Source organism: Enterobacter sp. Lyrl_3 (assembly GCF_051948675.1).
Taxonomy (GTDB): Bacteria; Pseudomonadota; Gammaproteobacteria; order Enterobacterales; family Enterobacteriaceae; genus Enterobacter; species Enterobacter cloacae.
In genome coordinates, this window is record NZ_JAYJLI010000005.1 from 83,955 (window position 1) to 102,639 (window position 18,685).

An 18,685-nucleotide genomic window follows, 5' to 3' on the forward strand; every position below is an offset into this window, starting at 1 on the left:
ATGGCAAAATCTGGAGAGTGGCATGCAAAAGTGGTATAACAAATCATCCGCCGTACCCTGCCTGGAGCGCATATGGAAATCACCGAACCACGTCGTTTATATCAACAACTTGCTGCCGAGCTGAAAGATCGCATCGAGCAAGGGGTCTATCTTGTCGGTGACAAACTCCCCGCTGAGCGCTTCATAGCCGATGAAAAAAACGTGAGCCGCACCGTGGTGCGTGAAGCGATCATCATGCTCGAAGTGGAAGGTTACGTTGAGGTTCGCAAAGGTTCCGGCATTCATGTGATTTCTAATCAGCCTAAACACTCTCCTGTTGCGGACGAAAGCCTGGAATTTGCCAGCTATGGTCCGTTTGAGCTGCTCCAGGCCCGCCAGCTCATTGAAAGCAACATTGCGGAATTTGCGGCAACCCAGGTGACCAAGCAGGACATCATGAAACTGATGGAGATCCAGGAGAACGCCCGCAAGGAAAAATGTTTCCGCGATTCGGAGTGGGATCTGCAGTTCCACGTTCAGGTGGCACTGGCAACGCAAAATACGGCGCTGGCCGCAATTGTAGAAAAAATGTGGACTCAGCGCGTTCACAACCCGTACTGGAAAAAACTGCACGATCATATCGATTCACGTACGGTGGATAACTGGTGTGACGATCACGACCAAATCCTCAAGGCGCTGATTCGTAAAGATCCCCATGCCGCGAAACTGGCCATGTGGCAGCACCTCGAGAACACCAAGCAGATGCTGTTCAATGAGACCAGTGACGACTTCGAATTTAACGCCGACCGTTATCTTTTTGCGGATAATCCTGTCGTTCACCTCGATACCGCGTCAAGTCAGGCAAAATAGTTTGCCTCCGTGCTGGCAGGCGCTTCGCTGCGCCTTCCCACGCTTATGGGTAAGCAAAACATATATAGTGTCAGCCTTTGTAAATCCCCTCGCTCACTTCCAGGGCTTACGCCAAAATCATCACACCCTGCAAATTCTGTGACGCAGAACGTTGGGCTTTGTTACAATTGGATTCAATTCCTTATTTTGTAAGTTAGTGCTTGCTAACCAGCCAATTAACAGGGAAAAGTGTTGGCCACACCGCAATGTGTCCGCGAGCGACCATAATGAAATCACAACAATGTCGCCGTGCTGTTTGTCCCGGATAACAGGCGTGACGTTAACCGATTTCCAGGAACACTGAATGGAACTTTTGACCCAACTACTGAATGCCCTCTGGGCTCAGGATTTCGAAACGCTGGCCAACCCTTCCATGATTGGCATGCTCTATTTTGTCCTGTTTATGATCCTGTTCCTTGAGAACGGTCTGCTGCCTGCGGCCTTTTTGCCTGGCGACAGTTTGCTGGTGCTGGTCGGCGTGCTGTGTGCCAAAGGGGCGATGGCGTTTCCGCAAACCATTTTTTTACTGACCGTCGCCGCCAGCCTCGGCTGCTGGGTGAGCTACATCCAGGGACGATGGCTTGGCAATACGCGGATCGTGCAGAACTGGCTTTCGCACCTTCCGGCTCATTATCACCAGCGGGCGCACCATCTTTTCCATAAGCACGGCCTTTCCGCACTGTTGATTGGCCGCTTTATTGCGTTTGTACGTACTTTGTTGCCGACCATCGCGGGTCTGTCAGGTCTCAGCAGCACTCGCTTCCAGTTCTTTAACTGGATGAGCGGCCTGCTGTGGGTGCTGATCCTTACCACGCTGGGCTATGCGCTGGGTAAAACGCCGGTCTTCATGAAGTATGAAGATCAACTGATGTCATGCCTGATGCTGCTGCCTGTCGTCCTGCTGGTCTTCGGCCTGATCGGTTCGCTGGTTGTCCTGTGGAAGAAAAAATACGGAGCCAGGAGCTAACCATGGTTATCTCAGCGCTCTCCCTGCGTCGTTGTGCGTACGCACTGATCGCCCTGGTGCTTATCAGCGCCATGCTTCTGGTCTGGAGCGCGCTTTCGCATCAGGAATCTACGCTGGCCATTCGCCCGGTTAATCAGGGTGTCAGCGTACCGGATGGGTTTTCTGTCTGGCACCATCTGGATGCCAACGGGATCCGCTTTAAAAGTATCACCCCACAAAACGATGTGTTACTGATCAAGTTTGACTCTCGTGCGCAGAGCGCGGCCGCGAAAGTGGTGCTTGACCGCACGCTGCCGCAGGGATACATCATTGCCCAGCAGGACGATGACAGCCGGCCAGCGGCCTGGCTGTCGCTGATTCGCGATACGTCGCATCGATTTGGATAATTACCAGGATTCCGAATCTTTTCACTCACTTTGGTGAATCCCCCGTTTACTTACTATGCTTAAGTACGCGGAGCACCCCTCAAATGTTCTCCGCTTAGTCTGGATAGCGGCGTATGCCGCAACACAATGGAAGGTTTCGATAATGAAATTCCGCATTACTCTGGCTTTGGCCCTTTTATCTTTAAGCACTGCCTCCTTCGCCACTTCTCTCTGTCAGGAGAAAGAGCAGGATATTCAGCGTGAGATCGGTTATGCCGAAAAGCACAACAATCAGCATCGTGTTGAGGGGCTGAAAAAAGCGCTGAGCGAAGTGAAAGCGAACTGTTCAGACAGCCAACTGCGTGCCGATCACCAGAAAAAAATCGCTGAACAGAAGGACGAGATAACCGAGCGTCGTCACGACCTGCAGGAAGCGAAAGAGAAAGGGGATGCGGAAAAAATTGCCAAGCGCGAGAGAAAGCTGAAAGAAGCGCAGGACGACCTGAAAGCGCTGGAAGCTCGCGATTATTGAGTTAACGGAAATCTCAACAGGAGAAAATCATGTCAAAAGATACGACGTCTGAACATCTGCGCGCTGAACTGAAATCCCTGGCTGACACCCTTGAAGAGGTGCTGAACTCCTCCGCCGATAAATCAAAAGAAGAGGTCAGCAAACTGCGCAGTAAAGCGGAGCAAGCGCTGAAAGAGAGCCGTTATCGCCTGGGTGAAACCGGTGATGCGCTGGCAAAACAGACACGTGAAGCCGCAGCGCGTGCTGACGAATATGTTCGCGATAATCCGTGGACGGGTGTCGGTATTGGTGCCGCAATCGGTGTGGTACTGGGCGTACTGCTGACGCGTCGTTGATATGGAAGATCCTCGTCACGCACAAGGGCCTGCTAACAACGTCCTCGGCATCGGCCAGCGTATCTTAACGACGCTGGTCGGGATTGCCGAAACGCGCGTCCGGCTGGCAGTGGTAGAGCTGGAAGAGGAGAAAGCCAACCTCTTCCAGATGCTGCTGATGCTTGGACTGACCATGCTCTTCGCCGCGTTTGGTCTGATGAGCCTGATGGTACTCATCATCTGGGCCATCGATCCGCAATATCGACTCAACGCGATGATTGCCACCACCGTCGTTTTGCTGGTTGCAGCACTGATTGGCGGTATCTGGACGATGCGCAAAGCGCGTAAGTCCACTTTCCTGCGCCATACGCGCCAGGAGCTGGCGAACGATCGCGCTCTGCTGGAGGATGACAAACCGTGAGCGATAAAGCCGAACGTGAAAAGCGAAAAGCCTTTCTGTTAAGTCAGATCCAGCAGCAACGGCTGGATCTGTCTGCCAGCCGCCGCGACTGGATTGATGCGACGCGTCGGTTTGACCGTGGCTGGAACACCTTCCTGAGCCTGCGTTCCTGGGCTCTGGTTGGCAGCAGTGTGATGGCAATCTGGACGATCCGTCATCCAAATATGCTGATCCGTTGGGCCCGACGCGGCTTTGGTGCCTGGAGCGCCTGGCGCTTGGTGAAAGCGACGATTCGCCAGCAGCAGCTTCGGTGATAAAAGCAAAACGGTAACCCTGGTTACCGTTTTTTGTTTTTACGCCCTCTCCCTGTGGGAGAGGGTTGGGGTGAGGGCACCAGCGCGCACCTGCCCTTACTCAATATCTTTGAAAAAGATTGACAGTTTTCCTTGCTAACAATCGCCAACCGTCACGTTTATGATGCTCTCCATCGACAGCAAAGACGCGGTATCTACCCGAATTTGCAGAGAAATAATGTTCAGCCGCTGATGTGGTTTCCTGGAGAGTAAAATGAAAAAATTAGAAGATGTTGGTGTACTGGTAGCACGTATTCTGATGCCAATTCTGTTCATCGTTGCAGGTTGGGGCAAAATCACCGGTTATGCGGGTACCCAGCAGTATATGGAAGCCATGGGCGTTCCGGGCTTCATGCTGCCACTGACCATTCTGCTTGAGTTCGGCGGCGGCCTGGCGGTACTGTTCGGCTTCCTGACCCGTACCACGGCGCTGTTTACTGCGGGCTTCACCCTGCTGACGGCGTTCATCTTCCACAGCAACTTTGCTGAAGGCGTGAACTCCCTGATGTTCATGAAAAACCTGACCATTGCGGGTGGCTTCCTGCTGCTGGCTGTCACCGGCCCGGGCGCATACAGCATCGACCGCGTTCTGAATAAGAAATGGTAAGCACGCTATACTGAATAAACACAAAGCGAGGAGACCTCTCCTCGCTTTTGCTATCTGACGGAGGAGAAAAAAATGGGACAACTCGTAGACGGCGTCTGGCAGGATGTCTGGTATGACACCAAATCCACCGGTGGACGCTTCAAGCGCTCTGTTTCGGCCTTCCGTAACTGGCTTACCGCCGATGGTGCTCCCGGCCCGAGTGGCGAAGGTGGCTTTGCGGCCGAGAAAGATCGTTATCACCTCTATGTTTCCCTCGCCTGCCCGTGGGCGCACCGCACGCTGATTGTGCGCAAGCTGAAAGGCCTCGAATCCTTAATTCCGGTGTCGGTGGTGAACCCGCTAATGCTGGAAAACGGCTGGACGTTCGACCATGATTTCCCTGCTGTGACGGGTGATGAACTGTATCATCACGATTTCCTCTACCAGCTTTATCTGCGCGCCGACCCGCACTACACCGGGCGCGTCACCGTACCGGTTCTGTGGGATAAGAAAAACCAGACGATTGTCAGCAATGAGTCTGCGGAGATCATCCGCATGTTCAACACCGCCTTCGACGCCCATGGCGCGCGCGCCGGGGATTACTATCCGGTTGAGCTGCGAGACAAAATCGATGAGCTGAACAGCTGGATTTACGACAACGTTAATAACGGCGTTTACAAGGCCGGTTTTGCCACCAGCCAGGAAGCCTACGACGAAGCGGTTGGAAAAGTCTTTGAATCTCTTGAGCGTCTGGAGCAGATCCTCGGCCAGCACCGCTACCTGACGGGCGATCGTCTGACGGAAGCGGATATCCGCCTTTGGACGACGCTGGTTCGTTTTGATCCGGTCTATGTCACCCACTTTAAGTGTGACAAACACCGCATCAGCGATTATCTGAACCTGTATGGTTTCCTGCGCGACATCTACCAGATGCCGGGAATTGCCGAAACGGTCGATTTTGACCATATCCGCACCCACTATTTCCGCAGCCACAAAACCATTAACCCGACGGGTATTATCTCCATCGGGCCGTGGCAGGATCTGAATGAACCCCACGGGCGCGACGTTCGTTTTGGATAAATATTAAGGGCATCGTGAGATGCCCTTTTTTAATTCACAATCTCCATCTATCCTTACCTCGATCGCTTAGAAAACAAGTGATTGACTGATAAATGAGGCAAGGAAATGGATTGGTATTTAAACGTACTGCGCAACTACATTGGATTTGGTGGCCGCGCGCGCCGCAAAGAGTACTGGATGTTCATTCTGGTGAACTTCATTTTTGCTCTGGTGCTGAGCATCGTGGATAAAATTCTGGGCTGGGAGTGGGCGAGTGGGGAAGGCGTCCTTACATCGATTTATGCCATCTTTATTCTTCTGCCGTCCTGGGCCGTACAGTTCCGCCGGCTTCACGACACGGATCGTTCCGCCTGGTGGTTACTGCTGCTGTTAATCCCGGTAGTGGGATGGATTGTGATTTTAATCTTCAACTGTCAGAGCGGGACGCCGGGTGAAAACCGCTTTGGTCCGGATCCGAAGATCGGCGCGTAAATTTATGCCCGATGGCGCTTAGGCACATCGGGCTTACTCTTTTATTTGTTGTGATGCGCAAAGAGCTTTGGAATTTCTCGCAAACACCACGATTTGGCTTCGCCCATGCTGTCGCGACGCCACGCCATAATGATATCCACTTCGCTGGTGTACTCCGGGCTGACAACGCGCAGACGCCCTTCAGCAATATCTTTTTCAACAAACGGATACGGCATAGTCGCTACGCCCAATCCTGCCAGCAATGCCTGGCGCTTATCTTCCAGCGATGTGACCGTCAGACGCGGCTGTTTATCCAGCAACTGCACCGTTAGCACCGGACGTTCGCGCGCGGTATCCGCAACCGCCACGCCCCTGTACTTCACGCGCGTCACTTCAGAAAGCGGCTCCGGCTCCTGGTGAATCGGGTGATTTGGCGCGGCGACGTAAACGTTCATCACGCTGTAGAGTTTACGGGAGTTGATCTCAGACGATGAACGGAAGTGCATATCCGGCGCAATCACGATATCCGCCCTGCCCGTCTCCAGACGCTCCCACGCGCCTGCCAGCACCTCGGTGATGATTGAAAGCTGCGTATTCGCTTTGTCTGCCAGCCTGTCTACCAGCGGGAATAACGCCTCGGTAGGCACCAGAGCCTCAGTGACCAGCGTCAGGTGGGTTTCCCAGCCGCGTGCCAGCGCCTCGGCGTCCGTCGTCAGTTTATCCGCCGCTTCCAGCAGTACGCGACCACGTTCCAGCAGCATCCGTCCAACGTTCGTGAATTTTGTTCGATGACCGGAACGGTCAAAGAGCACCACGTCCAGCTCTTCCTCCAGCTTTTGCATGGTATAGCTGAGCGCAGACGGAACGCGCCCCAGTTCATCTGCCGCGGCGGCAAAGCTGCCACGCCTGTCAATCGCGTCCATGACGCGAAGCGCCTCAAGCGTCAATGCTCTCTCTTTAGCCATCTCGTTCTCATTCAGGAAATTTGAACATACCGGGCAGAATATCTGGCTAACAATGAAGCGTCCATACCTTTACCATTGTTTTAGTGTAAAGAGAGGTCAAGTTTATGATTACGACAAGAACAGCTAAACAGTGCGGACAAGCCGATTTCGGTTGGCTGCAGGCCCGCTACACCTTTTCCTTTGGACACTACTTTGACCCTAAACTTCTCGGTTACGCTTCACTGCGCGTGTTAAATCAGGAAGTGCTCGCCCCGGGCGCCTCCTTCCAGCCGCGTACGTATCCGAAAGTCGATATCCTGAACCTGATCCTGGAAGGCGAGGCAGAATACCGCGATAGCGAGGGCAATCATGTCCAGGCAAAGGCTGGCGAAGCGCTGTTAATTTCCACGCAGCCGGGCATTAGCTATAGCGAGCATAATCTCAGCAAAGACAAAACGCTGACCCGCATGCAGCTGTGGCTGGATGCCTGCCCTGAGCGGGAAAATCCGCTGGTGCAAAAAATCGATCTGCAGAGCGAAAAGCAACAGCTGATCGCTTCTCCGGACGGGAGCAAAGGCAGCCTGCAACTGCGTCAGCAGGTGTGGCTGCACCATATTGAACTGAAGAAAGGTGAACAGGCGAGCTTCCAGCTTCATGGCCCGCGCGCCTACCTGCAATCGATTCACGGTACGGTGCATGCGGTAACGCACACGGAAGAGAAAGAGGCGCTCACCTGCGGCGACGGGGCGTTTATTCGTGATGAAGCGAATATTACGCTGGTGGCCGATACGCCGCTGCGTGCGCTGCTGATTGATTTGCCGGTGTAGAGAATGCCCTCATCCTAACCCTCTCCCACAGGGAGAGGGAACCGATCGAGCACCTGAACTCGCTACACCTTACTCGCCATAATCTCAATAATCTGCCGGTCCGTTGCCTGCATTGAGCGGCACGCTAACGCGCACAGGTTAGAGATAGACTGCTCCACATCGTGCGCCACAATCCCTTCATTGCCCGTCACGGCAGACTCATCCAGCGCCATCATCACCGCTTTCCAGGCGCTGCTGACGCTGGTTGAGACTTTCATGGCACAACTGTTTGAAGCGCCGTCGCAAATCATCCCACTGACGTCACCGATCATGCTGCTGATGGCCATCGCGATCGTTTGATAGTTTCCCCCCATCAGCCAGGCCATGCCGCCTGCCGCCCCCATCGCTGCGGTTGTCGCAGCGCACAGCGCCGACAGGCGGGGAAGCTGGGCGTGGATATAGATCGCCGAAAGATGGGACAGCATCAGCGCTCTGGCCAGCCGTTCCTCATCAGCCTGAACGTGCTCCGCCACAACCACTACCGGCATGGTGGCGGTGATCCCCTGATTGCCGGACCCTGAATTGCTCATTGCCGGAAGCGTAGCACCGCCCATTCGGGCGTCAGAGGCCGCGCTGGTGCGGATAACAATGTCCGAGCCAACATCCTTCGCCATCCATCCGCGCGTGCGCTGCTTATTCAGCGTCGCGCCAATATGCAGCCCCCATTTTCCGCTCAGCCCTTCACGAGAAAGGGCATCGTTAAGCTGCCCCGCCTGCAGAATAAAGCGGATCGCCTCACACGGAACCTGCTCCACGAACGTGAGGATCGCCGACAGCGTGGTGTGAGAGAACACCTCCAGCGGATCGTCACCCGCCTCTCCCGGCTGTTCATCACGGATGAAGCGTGTTTCACCCTCACAGACCACCTCCACCACGCGAGTATGCCCGCCTGCGATGGTCACCATGGCCGAGGCCTCTCCGGCATAAACACAGGCGCGCGAATAGAGGATTTCCTCGCACGGCACCTGCAGTTTCACCTGGACCTGACCCGCATTGAGCAGGGCTTTGGCACGTTCCAGCGCATCGGCTGACGCCCCTTTTAGCACCTCCAGCCCGGCGCGGGCATTCCCGCCCGTCGCTCCCAGCGCCGCCGCAATGGGTAGCCCGACCATGCCGGTGCCGGGTACCGTTACGCCAAGCCCATTTTTCATCAGATTGGGCGATACCCATGCTTCAATGCGCGTTACCTCACCGGGCAGGTGCTCAGCGGCTATCGCACAGGCCAGCGCCAGAGAGATAGGTTCAGTGCACCCCAACGCAGGTTTAACCTCTTCCTGCACCGCGCGAATAAAATGATTCCATAAAGGGTTAGTTTGCTCAGACATCGTTACGACCTTAATTGCTCCTCAGGAGAATGCGAGGAAAGGAGAAACACAAAGCAGCAGCCCGGTAATGATGATAATCACCAGTGATACGCCTTTATATTTATGCAGGGCGGGTACCTTGTAGACCAGCCATGCAGGGATCAGACAGCCCACCATGCCGAAGATGGGGCTGCAAATAGACGTGAAGCTCAGCACCGGCGCGTTTAACACAATCGCGCTCCAGGCCAGCAGGATGGCGAACAGCATGATCCCACGCTGGACGGTGTTTTCATTGATTTTCTCTGCCGGCATTTTGCGACGCAGGATGTTCATCACGATGCCCTGCGTGGCCTCGCGAAAACCAAGATAGACGCCGAAGAAGGCCGTCATAACAGCAAAGATATTGAGGATCACGCTGACGATTTTGACCCAGCCCGCACCTTCTCCGCTGATAAACTGCGCCGCAATCGCCAGGGCAGAGATGTTCTGCTCATAGGCTTTGACCGCTTCATCGTGCCCCATCGCCAGTGTGAAGGAGACGGCGTAGAAGAATACCGTCACAAACAGCACGCCAAAGGCGATATTCATGGCCCGCAGCGCTTTATGACGCGCCACCTCAACGGACTTTTCCCGTGAACGGTAGGAGATCACCATCGGGCTTAAGGTCTGAATAAACAGAATTGAGGTTAAGGTAAAGGGAAGCGTAATGATGGCATTTTTAATCAGCAGCCCCATCGGCGGCAGCATGCCTACGTTGGCTAAATGCCAGAGGCCAATCATCGACAAGCCCAGCGCGGCAACCACAAATAGCTTGGTCAACACCATCAGGCTGGAGACTTTAAACAGCAGCTTTTCGCCGCGGGAAGAGATGGCCACCAGAATACAGATCAGCACTAACCCGTAGAACGGGTTTTCTGAGAGTAGCCCGTCGGTAACGCCAAAGGTCTGCAAATAAGAGGCGCTGTCGTTGGTAATGGCGGTGGAATAGACAAACATCCAGATGACCAGCATCACAAAATAGAGTGCGCCTAATAAGATGCCCCAGTTTTTCCCGAGATATCCGCTAATGACGCTCGGATAATCTTTGCATTCAGGTGATTCCGCCAGCGTATTAATAAACAGGCGCTGGAATAAATACATCGCCGGATATCCAATCACGGACGAGAGCAAAAAGACCCACAGCCCCATTAATCCGACCTGCACCGGGAGAAAAACAATCCCCGCGCCGATGGCCATCCCGATACTCATGATGACCCAGCCCGTATCGGTACTGTCGAACTTGATCGCCTCGCGCCATTCGCTCTCACGCATTCCCGCCCGCCTTGCCGCGGGGGAATCATTCACAATCACACTGCTGTTTGTAGCCGTATCCATAAGGCACTCGCTTTTTTGTAGGGTAACTGATTAATTTTTATAGGTTTCCGTTCGCCAGCGATGGCGAGTCAGAGAGTGCAGGTGCTTGTTGTTAGTGTGAGAAAATCATAGCCGGAGAGAGGGAGAAAAAAGTCACAAAATAAATAGGGCTTTTCTAATACTGGAGGAAGATTTGCTTTTGAAATACTCAATAAGGTGGATATTTTCTAAACGTGATGGCATTCACGAAATTAAAAGCCTCCCCAAAGGGGAGGCCCGCCTTAGTCTGGATTACATCACCTGCGTAAACGTCCTTGAAATCACATCCTGCTGCTGCTCGCGCGTCAGGGCATTAAACCGCACCGCATACCCCGAAACGCGGATCGTCAGGTTCGGGTAATTTTCCGGGTGTTCAATGGCATCCAGCAGCATTTCCCGGTTCATGACGTTGACGTTCAGATGCTGCCCGCCCTCGATGGCTGTTTCGTGGTGGAAGTACCCGTCCAGCAGCCCCACAAGGTTGGTTTTGCGTACCAGCTCGTCCTTGCCCAGCGCCTGCGGCACGATGGAGAAGGTGTAAGAGATCCCATCCTTGGCGTAGGTGAACGGCAACTTGGCAACCGAGGTTAACGACGCCACTGCCCCTTTTCTGTCACGTCCGTGCATTGGGTTGGCACCCGGCGCAAACGGCGTGCCGCCCCGGCGTCCGTCTGGCGTGTTGCCGGTCTTCTGGCCGTACACCACGTTCGAGGTGATGGTCAGGATCGACTGGGTCGGCACCGCGTTACGATAGGTTGGTAACGCCTGAATTTTCTTCATAAAGCGCTCCACCAGGTCACAGGCGATGCTGTCCACGCGATCGTCGTTGTTACCGTACTGCGGATAATCCCCTTCAATGACAAAATCGACCGCCAGACCGGTATGGTCGCGCACCGGTTTCACCGTCGCATATTTAATGGCCGACAGGGAATCGGCGGCCACCGACAGTCCGGCGATACCGCAGGCCATGGTGCGGTAGACGTCCCGATCGTGCAGCGCCATCAGCGAGGCTTCGTAGCTGTACTTATCATGCATGTAGTGAATGAGATTCAGCGCGCTGATGTACTGCACCGCCAGCCAGTCCATAAAGTGATCCAGGCTCGCCATCACGGTGTCGTAATCCAGCACCTCGTCCAGCAGCGGCGCGGTTTTCGGCCCGACCTGGATCTTCAGCTTCTCATCCACCCCGCCGTTGATCGCATACAGCAACGTTTTCGCCAGGTTGGCGCGGGCACCAAAGAACTGCATCTGCTTGCCGATCACCATCGGGCTGACGCAGCAGGCAATGGCGTAGTCGTCGCTGTTGAAGTCGGCACGCATCAGATCGTCGTTCTCATACTGCAGCGACGAGGTGACAATCGAGACCTGCGCGGCGTATTTCTTGAACGCGATCGGCAGTTGTTCAGACCACAGGATCGTCAGGTTTGGCTCTGGCGCAGGCCCCATGGTGTGCAGCGTGTGCAGGTAGCGGAAGCTGTTTTTGGTCACCAGCGTGCGGCCGTCCAGCCCCATTCCGCCAATAACCTCCGTCGCCCAGATCGGATCGCCAGAGAAGAGCGTGTCGAACTCCGGCGTACGCAGGAAACGCACCATGCGGATCTTCATGATGAAGTGGTCGATCAGCTCCTGTGCCTGAACTTCATTCAGCCGCCCGGCCTGCATGTCGCGCTCAATGTAGATATCGAGGAATGACGCGGTACGCCCCAGCGACATCGCCCCACCGTTCTGGGATTTCACCGCTGCCAGGTAGGCAAAGTACAGCCACTGCACCGCTTCCTGCGCATTCATCGCCGGACGCGAGATATCAAAGCCGTAGTTCGCCGCCATCTGCTGGATCTGCAGCAGCGCACGCTTATGCTCCGCCAGCTCTTCGCGCAGGCGGATCGTCGCCTCCAGATCCTCGCCGCGTTCCAGTCTCGGCTGCAGATCCGCGAACTGCAGTTCACGCTCACGCACCAGATAGCTGATGCCGTACAGCGCCACGCGGCGGTAGTCGCCGATGATGCGCCCGCGTCCGTAGCCGTCCGGCAGCCCGGTCAGTACGCCCGATTTACGGCAACGCATCATCTCCGGTGAGTAGACGTCAAACACGCCCTGGTTATGGGTTTTACGCAGGTCGGTAAACAGGTATTCGAACTGCGGATCCATCTCGCGACCGTAGGCTTCAAACGAGCTGCGGATCATGTTGATCCCACCATACGGATGAAGGGCGCGCTTGAGCGGCTTATCGGTTTGCAGGCCGACGATGGTCTCCAGCTCCCGGTCGATATAGCCCGGTCCGTGAGCGGTAATGGTGGTGGCGATGTTGGTATCGAAATCCACCGGGGCGTGGGTGGCATTTTCCTGGCGAATCCCCACCATCACCTTTTGCCACAGCGCCGTCGTTGCTGGCGTCGCCTGCGCGAGGAAAGTTTCGTCGCCTTCATAAGGGGTGTAGTTATGCTGAATAAAATCGCGCACGTTAACGGCGTCTTTCCATTCTTCACCGCGAAACCCGGCCCATGCGTCGCTGTAGGGCGCAACGCGCGTATCAATCGTTACTTTCATGAGATTCTCGCTCTGTCAGGCGTAAGCCGCAGCCGGGGTAACCTTCCCAAGACGGAGGGCGTCCAGCGCGATCATTTTTTCTTCATTGGTAGGGATCACCGCACACGCCACGCGGGACGTATCGGCGCTGATGATGCGTTCACCCGCGCTGCCAGGCAGGGCGTTGCGGGTCTCGTCGAGGATGAGGCCAAAGACCTTGAGATGTTCTGCTACCAGCCTGCGGATGAGCGTAGAGTTCTCGCCAATCCCTCCGGTAAACACCACCCCGTCCAGGCGATGCAGCGACGCCGCGTGGCCGGCGATATGCCGTGCAATGCGGTGCACAAAGGTGTTTATCGCCAGCTGCGCCCGCGGGTTTGCCTCGCGCCAGGCTTTTTCCAGCGTCCTGAGATCGGCGGAAATCCCGGAGATCCCCAGCAAGCCAGATTCTTTGTTAACCACACGCTCCAGATCCTCGAACGACTGGCCGGTTTGCTGGGCAATCCACGCCATCGCGCCAAAATCCACGTCGCCACAGCGCGTGCCCATCATCAGCCCTTCCAGCGGCGTCATCCCCATCGAGGTATCGACGCTTTTGCCGTTACGAACCGCGCAAATCGACGCGCCATTACCCAGGTGGGCAATCACTAACCCGCTGTCGTCCGGTGAAAGTCCGAGAAGCGCATGCGCCTGCCCGGCAACGTAGCGGTGGGAAGTGCCGTGAAAACCGTAGCGCCGCACGCCCAGCTCCTCAAAATAGCGGTACGGCAACCCGTAAAGATACACCTGCGGCGGCAGCGTCTGATGGAAACTGGTGTCAAACACCGCCACCTGCTGAACGTTAGGGAACAGGCGTTCCGCCGCTTCTACACCGCTTAAGTTGGCGTAGTTGTGCAGTGGTGCCAGAGAAGAAACCTGGCGGATCTCGTTGATAACCTGCTCCGTGATAAGGGTCGACTCGCTGAAGCGTTCACCGCCGTGGGCTATGCGGTGGCCAATTAAGGCCACGCTGCTCATCAGGTCACGCTTCTCCAGCTCCAGGGCGATGGCAGCCAGCGCCCCTTCGTAGTCATGGTGAGCCAGTGTGGCTGGCTCACCCCCGTTCACGGAAATAAAGGCTTTTTCAGTGTTGATACCGTCGGCAATGCCCGTCATCAGGGCATCGCAGCTGCTGGCATCGAGCACTGAAAACTTAACAGAGGACGAACCGCAGTTAATAACCAGTACAACCGGAAACTCAATCATGGTGTGACTCCGCTCTTCCTGAGCATTGATTTAGAACAGTTTGTAAACGATATTCAGGATGGTCAGCAGGCCGACAACGGTGACGAAGATGTTCTCAGGTCTGCCCTTATACTTCGCCATTGCCGGGGCTTTGCGGATGGCATACATCGGCAACAGACACAGCAGAGAAGCGATGATGGGTGCTCCCATGGCCTCAATAAGGTCCAGAATGTTCGGGTTGGCATACGCGACAACCCAGGTGGAGCCCATGATGAAGACCATGCTGATGGTGTTCAGTTTGCCCACCGAGACCTTCTTCTTATCGCCCTTATACCCAAACTTCAGGATCAGGCCGTTCAGCCCTTCCAGCGTGCCCAGATAGTGGCCGAAGAAAGATTTGAAGATTGCGACCAGCGCGATGATAGAGGCGCCGTATTCCAGCACCGTCGCAAACGTCGATTTGGTGCCTGACATCGACGCAAAATGGTTCGCCAGATAAGAGAGCACCGGAATGTTCTGCGCTTTGGCATCAGCCATGTTCTGCGGAGAGAGCGTAAACAGGCAGCTAAAGGCGAAGAACATCACCACGGCGACCATCAGCAGGCTGGCGCGGCCGATGATTCTGGAACATTTCTGCTCGGTGAAGTCTTTACCGAACTCCGGTTCGTACTCTTCGCGCTTGGAGACCACAAACGAGGAGACAATTGGTGAGAAGTTAAAGGAGAAGACCATGATGGAGATCCCCAGCCACACCGTCACCAGTATGCCGTCATGTCCGGTGAAGGCGATATCGCTCAGGTTAACCTGGTCGATCACCGCCGAGTTCCAGTAAGGGATCAGCGACAGGGAAATCAGCACCAGACTGGCGATAAACGGGAACACCAGATAGCTCATGACCTTCACCATCAGGTCTTTACCGAACCAGATCACAAAGGCCATCAGCAGCAGCAGGAACAGCGCCACCACGCCGCGGTTTAGCGCCGGCATCTGGAGCTGGTTTTCCCAGAAGGTCATAAAGGTGTTGGTAATGGTGACGCCGTAAATCCATAGTAGCGGGCAAATGGCGAAGAAGTAGAGGAACGTGATGACCACTCCGCCTGTTTTACCAAAATGCTCCTCCACCGTTTCGGTGATATTGCCGGAAACGTTGCTACCGGACAGGCACAGACGCGCCAGCGCGCGGTGGCAGTAGAACGCAATCGGGAACGCGAGAAGCAGCATCAGCAGGATAGGGATCAAGCCACCGAAACCTGCACGTATAGGGAAGAACAGCACGCCTGCGCCAATGGCGGTACCAAACAATCCCAGCGTCCAGGTGGTGTCTGACTTACGCCAGGAGGACGTTTTTGTCTGGCCAACGATAATGCTTTCAGTGTTGCTCATAGGTCATCCTTATGCGTCAACGAAGCCAGTAATTTGGGAAACACGAGAGAGATCGATATTGCCGCCGGAAATAATGCAGACGGTTTTGCGCCCCTGAATATAATGGTCGAGCTTGCCGCTCAATAACGCCGCGCAGGCCAGCGCCCCCGCCCCTTCGGTCACCACTTTGTTTCGCTGAATTAACGCAATCATGCTGTTGCGAATATCGTCTTCGCTGACCAGCACAATGTCGTCGACTAATTCACGAACAATTTCGAAGGTTAATTTACCCGGACGAGAAACGTCGCAGCCGTCTGCTAATGTGCCGGTAACCCGATGGTTAATAATTTCACCCGCCTGATACGACGCCGCCATACCGTGAACGTTTTCAGACTGCACGCCGATAATATTAATGGTCGGGTTAATCGATTTTATTGCCGTTGCGATGCCAGCAATTAACCCGCCACCGCCGATGGGCACAATGACGTTATCCACATCGTATAAATCTTCGAGAATTTCGAGGCCGATCGTGCCCTGGCCGGCGATCACTTTCGGGTCATCGTAAGGCGGGATAAAAATACGCCCTTCCATCTCAACGATTTCGCTCACTTTGGCGATTGTGTCGTTGAAGTTCTCGCCGTGCAGCACCACTTCCGCCGAGTAGTCACGCGTGGCGGCAACTTTAGATTTTGGCGCGCCTATCGGCATCACCACTTTGCCGTCAATGCCGAGCATGGCACAGGAAAGGGAGACGCCCTGCGCATGGTTTCCCGCAGAGCAGGCCACAACCCCTTTTCGTCTTTCAGCATCGGTCAGCGAGCTTAATTTATTGAACGCGCCGCGAATTTTGAAGGAGCCGGTACGCTGCATATTTTCAAACTTCAGAAAGATTTCACCCTTACAGCGTTCGCTGAGATAATTCGAGCGCGGCATGCCGGTTTTATATATCTTTCCTGCCAGTCGTTTTCTGGCGTCCTGAATATCTTCAATGGTTACCGGGAGATCGTAGGTAATATGCATAATATCCTCGTTATAATAATTCATTCTTTTCGGGCAAAGTCAGGGTATCAGAGCACAGCTAAAATAAGCTCTGGGGTGTTTTTCAAAAACAGGCAGTACTTATTTGGAAATTAATTATTCATCGTCGTCGTTCACTGGTCAGTGACGCATATTGTTTCGCCAGCTCAACTAACACTGACGCTGATTTTTTAATTCTGTAATTTTTTGACCACACGGCGGCATAGCGTGCTACCGGTAATTCATCTTCCACTGGTAGCACAATAAACTGGTCTGAACCGAACGGCGCAATCATGTCGCGGGGGATCACCGTCAGGTAGTCGGCATTGAGGACAAGGTTATAAATGGTGACGACGGAATCGGTCTGGACGATGTTTTCAATACTGATGTGGTTGTCTTGCAGGGTGGTCAGAAGTTCTTTGTAGTAGCCCATGTCGGTTTGCGGCATCACCCACTGCTCATGGGTGAGCGATGCCAGTGTCGTCGGGGCGGTGCACGTTCGTGATTTGCTGGCCACCAGCACAAATTCAGACTCGAACAGCGGTTCGACATGCAGATCCTGCAGCAGCATTTCATCACTCAGCGTGCCGATGGCAAAGTCCAGCCGCCCGTCACGAATGGCGGGAAGGAAAGAAGAGAGCTGTGCTTCATACATGGAGACCCGCGCTTTCGGGAACACTTCCTTGAATTTTTTGATCATTTCAGAGAGGAACGTGAAGCCAATCAGCGACGGATAACCAAACGAGACGTCCATGACGGTGCTGAAACTGAGGCTGTTAATCTCGCTCACCATGTTTTTCATCTCACGGGTGATCGACTCTGAGTACGAGAGCAAAACCTGGCCCGCCGCCGTCAGTTTTACGCCCGTGTTTTTACGCACCATCACTTCCACACCGAAGTAAGATTCGATGTCACTGATAATTTTGCTGACGGCGGGTTGCGTCAGACCCAGTTGTCTTGCTGCAGAACCTATGGAGCCACTTTTAATGACTTCCTGAAATACCACGAGGTGCTGTGTTTTCGGTAGAATAATAGTGTTCATAATATTCTGCGCTTATTTCCCTATGACGGGGTGGATTCTACTCAATATTGTTTCAGGGGGTATGTGCTGTTACTCACAATTTGCCTTTTCGCACCCTTACCAGGAACTATCCAACCCCATTAAAAACCTTTTAAATCAATAAAATACAACCATCCAAATACGCTATTACGCTGATATTGATCAACAAAAATGGCGGTAATAAATTTATTTTATGGCGATAACCCGGATAAATTTTTCTGCGTTTAAAAAATCAATAAAGACTATCTTTCAGGCAATTAAAGAACAATAAATAACCATTATTCATGTGAAACATTCTTTCAGTTTTTTGAAATTTACGGGCGTAATTTGACAGAGGTTCGGGAAAGAGTGGAATACGTCACACATTCTTAGGGTGAATGTTTTTAATTTCAAAATATACATATCAAATAAGAAAACATTCGGGATCATCCAGTTAACATTCATAACAAATTAATCACACTCAGAATTCAGGATTTTTTAGCGGTAAATTTTGTGATAACGATCGGGATTAGACATCAGAGCGGAAATGAATGGAGAAAACAGTGAAATGTGCTTAATGTCGCAAATATGAGAATTGGTGTCGTTTGGGAGGTTGCCGGGTGGCGCTGCGCTTAACCTGCGTACATACCCATTAAGCAAAAACCCCGCCGAAGCGGGGTTTTGTAAGAAGTTGAAGCTGACCGATAAGCCGGGTTCTGTCGTGGACAGTCATTCATCTAGGCCAGCAATCGCTCACTGGCTCAAGCAGCCTACCCGGGTTCAGTACGGGCCGTACCATGTGAACCCCTATTTGGCCTTGCTCCGGGTGGAGTTTACCGTGCCACGGACTGTTACCAGCCGCGCGGTGCGCTCTTACCGCACCCTTTCACCCTTACCTGATCCCACTTGCGTGGGCCATCGGCGGTTTGCTCTCTGTTGCACTGGTCGTGGGTTTCCCCCCCAGGCGTTACCTGGCACCCTGCCCTATGGAGCCCGGACTTTCCTCCCCTCCGCCCGTCTCCACCCGAAGGTGGACGACGACGAAGCGGCGACTGTCTGGTCAGCTTCGGCGCGCA

Annotated in this window: 19 protein-coding genes and 1 other RNA gene; 11 read left to right on the forward strand and 9 right to left on the reverse strand. The window is 54.1% G+C overall.

Going from position 1 to position 18,685, the window contains the following annotated elements; translation table 11 throughout:
- Nucleotides 1-72: 72 nt before the first annotated feature.
- The 10 genes from exuR (at nucleotide 73) to VF709_RS12305 (ending at nucleotide 5,956) form a co-directional block, all read left to right on the forward strand.
- Entirely contained in the window at nucleotides 73-849 is a 777-nt protein-coding gene (gene exuR, locus VF709_RS12260) for a transcriptional regulator ExuR (RefSeq protein ID WP_013098862.1), read from the forward strand.
- A 343-nt stretch (nucleotides 850-1,192) separates the two neighbouring features.
- Nucleotides 1,193-1,855: a DedA family general envelope maintenance protein YqjA gene (gene yqjA / locus VF709_RS12265; protein ID WP_013098863.1), complete on the forward strand. Its 663-nt coding sequence runs from the start codon at nucleotides 1,193-1,195 to the stop codon at nucleotides 1,853-1,855.
- Between the two features lie 2 nt (nucleotides 1,856-1,857).
- A complete protein-coding gene (mzrA, locus tag VF709_RS12270; protein WP_020689389.1) occupies nucleotides 1,858-2,241 on the forward strand; it encodes an EnvZ/OmpR regulon moderator MzrA in 384 nt (127 codons plus the stop codon).
- Nucleotides 2,242-2,383: 142 nt separating this feature from the next.
- Nucleotides 2,384-2,752: a DUF1090 domain-containing protein gene (locus VF709_RS12275; RefSeq protein ID WP_013098865.1), complete on the forward strand. Its 369-nt coding sequence runs from the start codon at nucleotides 2,384-2,386 to the stop codon at nucleotides 2,750-2,752.
- Between the two features lie 29 nt (nucleotides 2,753-2,781).
- Complete coding sequence (locus VF709_RS12280) at nucleotides 2,782-3,087, forward strand: DUF883 family protein (protein WP_013098866.1); 306 nt, start codon at nucleotides 2,782-2,784, stop codon at nucleotides 3,085-3,087.
- Nucleotide 3,088: 1 nt separating this feature from the next.
- Entirely contained in the window at nucleotides 3,089-3,487 is a 399-nt protein-coding gene (locus tag VF709_RS12285) for a phage holin family protein (protein WP_013098867.1), read from the forward strand.
- Nucleotides 3,484-3,780, forward strand: a complete 297-nt coding sequence (locus tag VF709_RS12290; RefSeq protein ID WP_013098868.1) for a YqjK-like family protein — start codon at nucleotides 3,484-3,486, stop codon at nucleotides 3,778-3,780. The genes VF709_RS12285 and VF709_RS12290 overlap by 4 nt, the downstream gene beginning before the upstream one ends.
- Nucleotides 3,781-4,033: 253 nt before the next feature.
- Nucleotides 4,034-4,426, forward strand: a complete 393-nt coding sequence (locus tag VF709_RS12295; RefSeq protein WP_013098869.1) for a DoxX family protein — start codon at nucleotides 4,034-4,036, stop codon at nucleotides 4,424-4,426.
- Nucleotides 4,427-4,498: 72 nt separating this feature from the next.
- Nucleotides 4,499-5,485 (forward strand): glutathione S-transferase family protein, encoded by a 987-nt coding sequence (locus VF709_RS12300; protein ID WP_013098870.1) that lies wholly within the window; start codon nucleotides 4,499-4,501, stop codon nucleotides 5,483-5,485.
- Nucleotides 5,486-5,590: 105 nt separating this feature from the next.
- Nucleotides 5,591-5,956 carry a DUF805 domain-containing protein gene (locus VF709_RS12305; protein ID WP_013098871.1) on the forward strand — a complete coding sequence of 122 codons (366 nt, stop codon included), beginning with the start codon at nucleotides 5,591-5,593 and terminating at the stop codon, nucleotides 5,954-5,956.
- Nucleotides 5,957-5,997: 41 nt separating this feature from the next.
- Here VF709_RS12305 and VF709_RS12310 read toward each other — a convergent pair whose 3' ends face one another.
- Nucleotides 5,998-6,900 (reverse strand): LysR family transcriptional regulator, encoded by a 903-nt coding sequence (locus VF709_RS12310; RefSeq protein WP_014885334.1) that lies wholly within the window; start codon nucleotides 6,898-6,900, stop codon nucleotides 5,998-6,000.
- Nucleotides 6,901-7,004: 104 nt separating this feature from the next.
- Between VF709_RS12310 and VF709_RS12315 the strand changes: the two genes are divergently transcribed.
- Complete coding sequence (locus tag VF709_RS12315; RefSeq protein WP_013098873.1) at nucleotides 7,005-7,706, forward strand: pirin family protein; 702 nt, start codon at nucleotides 7,005-7,007, stop codon at nucleotides 7,704-7,706.
- Nucleotides 7,707-7,768: 62 nt separating this feature from the next.
- Here VF709_RS12315 and VF709_RS12320 read toward each other — a convergent pair whose 3' ends face one another.
- The 8 genes from VF709_RS12320 to rnpB form a co-directional block, all read right to left on the reverse strand.
- Nucleotides 7,769-9,070, reverse strand: a complete 1,302-nt coding sequence (locus tag VF709_RS12320; RefSeq protein WP_058678720.1) for an L-cysteine desulfidase family protein — start codon at nucleotides 9,068-9,070, stop codon at nucleotides 7,769-7,771.
- A gap of 21 nt (nucleotides 9,071-9,091) precedes the next feature.
- The gene (locus VF709_RS12325) at nucleotides 9,092-10,423 is read right to left on the reverse strand and encodes an amino acid permease (protein WP_029883368.1); all 1,332 of its coding nucleotides are present in this window, start codon (nucleotides 10,421-10,423) and stop codon (nucleotides 9,092-9,094) included.
- Between the two features lie 270 nt (nucleotides 10,424-10,693).
- Nucleotides 10,694-12,988: a formate C-acetyltransferase gene (pflB, locus tag VF709_RS12330; protein ID WP_013098876.1), complete on the reverse strand. Its 2,295-nt coding sequence runs from the start codon at nucleotides 12,986-12,988 to the stop codon at nucleotides 10,694-10,696.
- A 15-nt stretch (nucleotides 12,989-13,003) separates the two neighbouring features.
- Nucleotides 13,004-14,212, reverse strand: a complete 1,209-nt coding sequence (gene tdcD, locus VF709_RS12335; RefSeq protein WP_058678718.1) for a propionate kinase — start codon at nucleotides 14,210-14,212, stop codon at nucleotides 13,004-13,006.
- 30 nt (nucleotides 14,213-14,242) lie between these two features.
- Nucleotides 14,243-15,574, reverse strand: coding sequence for a threonine/serine transporter TdcC (tdcC, locus tag VF709_RS12340; RefSeq protein WP_013098878.1), 1,332 nt, complete (start codon nucleotides 15,572-15,574; stop codon nucleotides 14,243-14,245).
- A gap of 9 nt (nucleotides 15,575-15,583) precedes the next feature.
- Nucleotides 15,584-16,573 (reverse strand): bifunctional threonine ammonia-lyase/L-serine ammonia-lyase TdcB, encoded by a 990-nt coding sequence (gene tdcB / locus VF709_RS12345; protein WP_149896662.1) that lies wholly within the window; start codon nucleotides 16,571-16,573, stop codon nucleotides 15,584-15,586.
- Nucleotides 16,574-16,691: 118 nt separating this feature from the next.
- Entirely contained in the window at nucleotides 16,692-17,612 is a 921-nt protein-coding gene (gene tdcA, locus VF709_RS12350) for a transcriptional regulator TdcA (protein WP_038983586.1), read from the reverse strand.
- A gap of 686 nt (nucleotides 17,613-18,298) precedes the next feature.
- Nucleotides 18,299-18,677: RNase P RNA component class A (gene rnpB / locus VF709_RS12355), an RNA gene on the reverse strand.
- Nucleotides 18,678-18,685 lie beyond the last annotated feature (8 nt).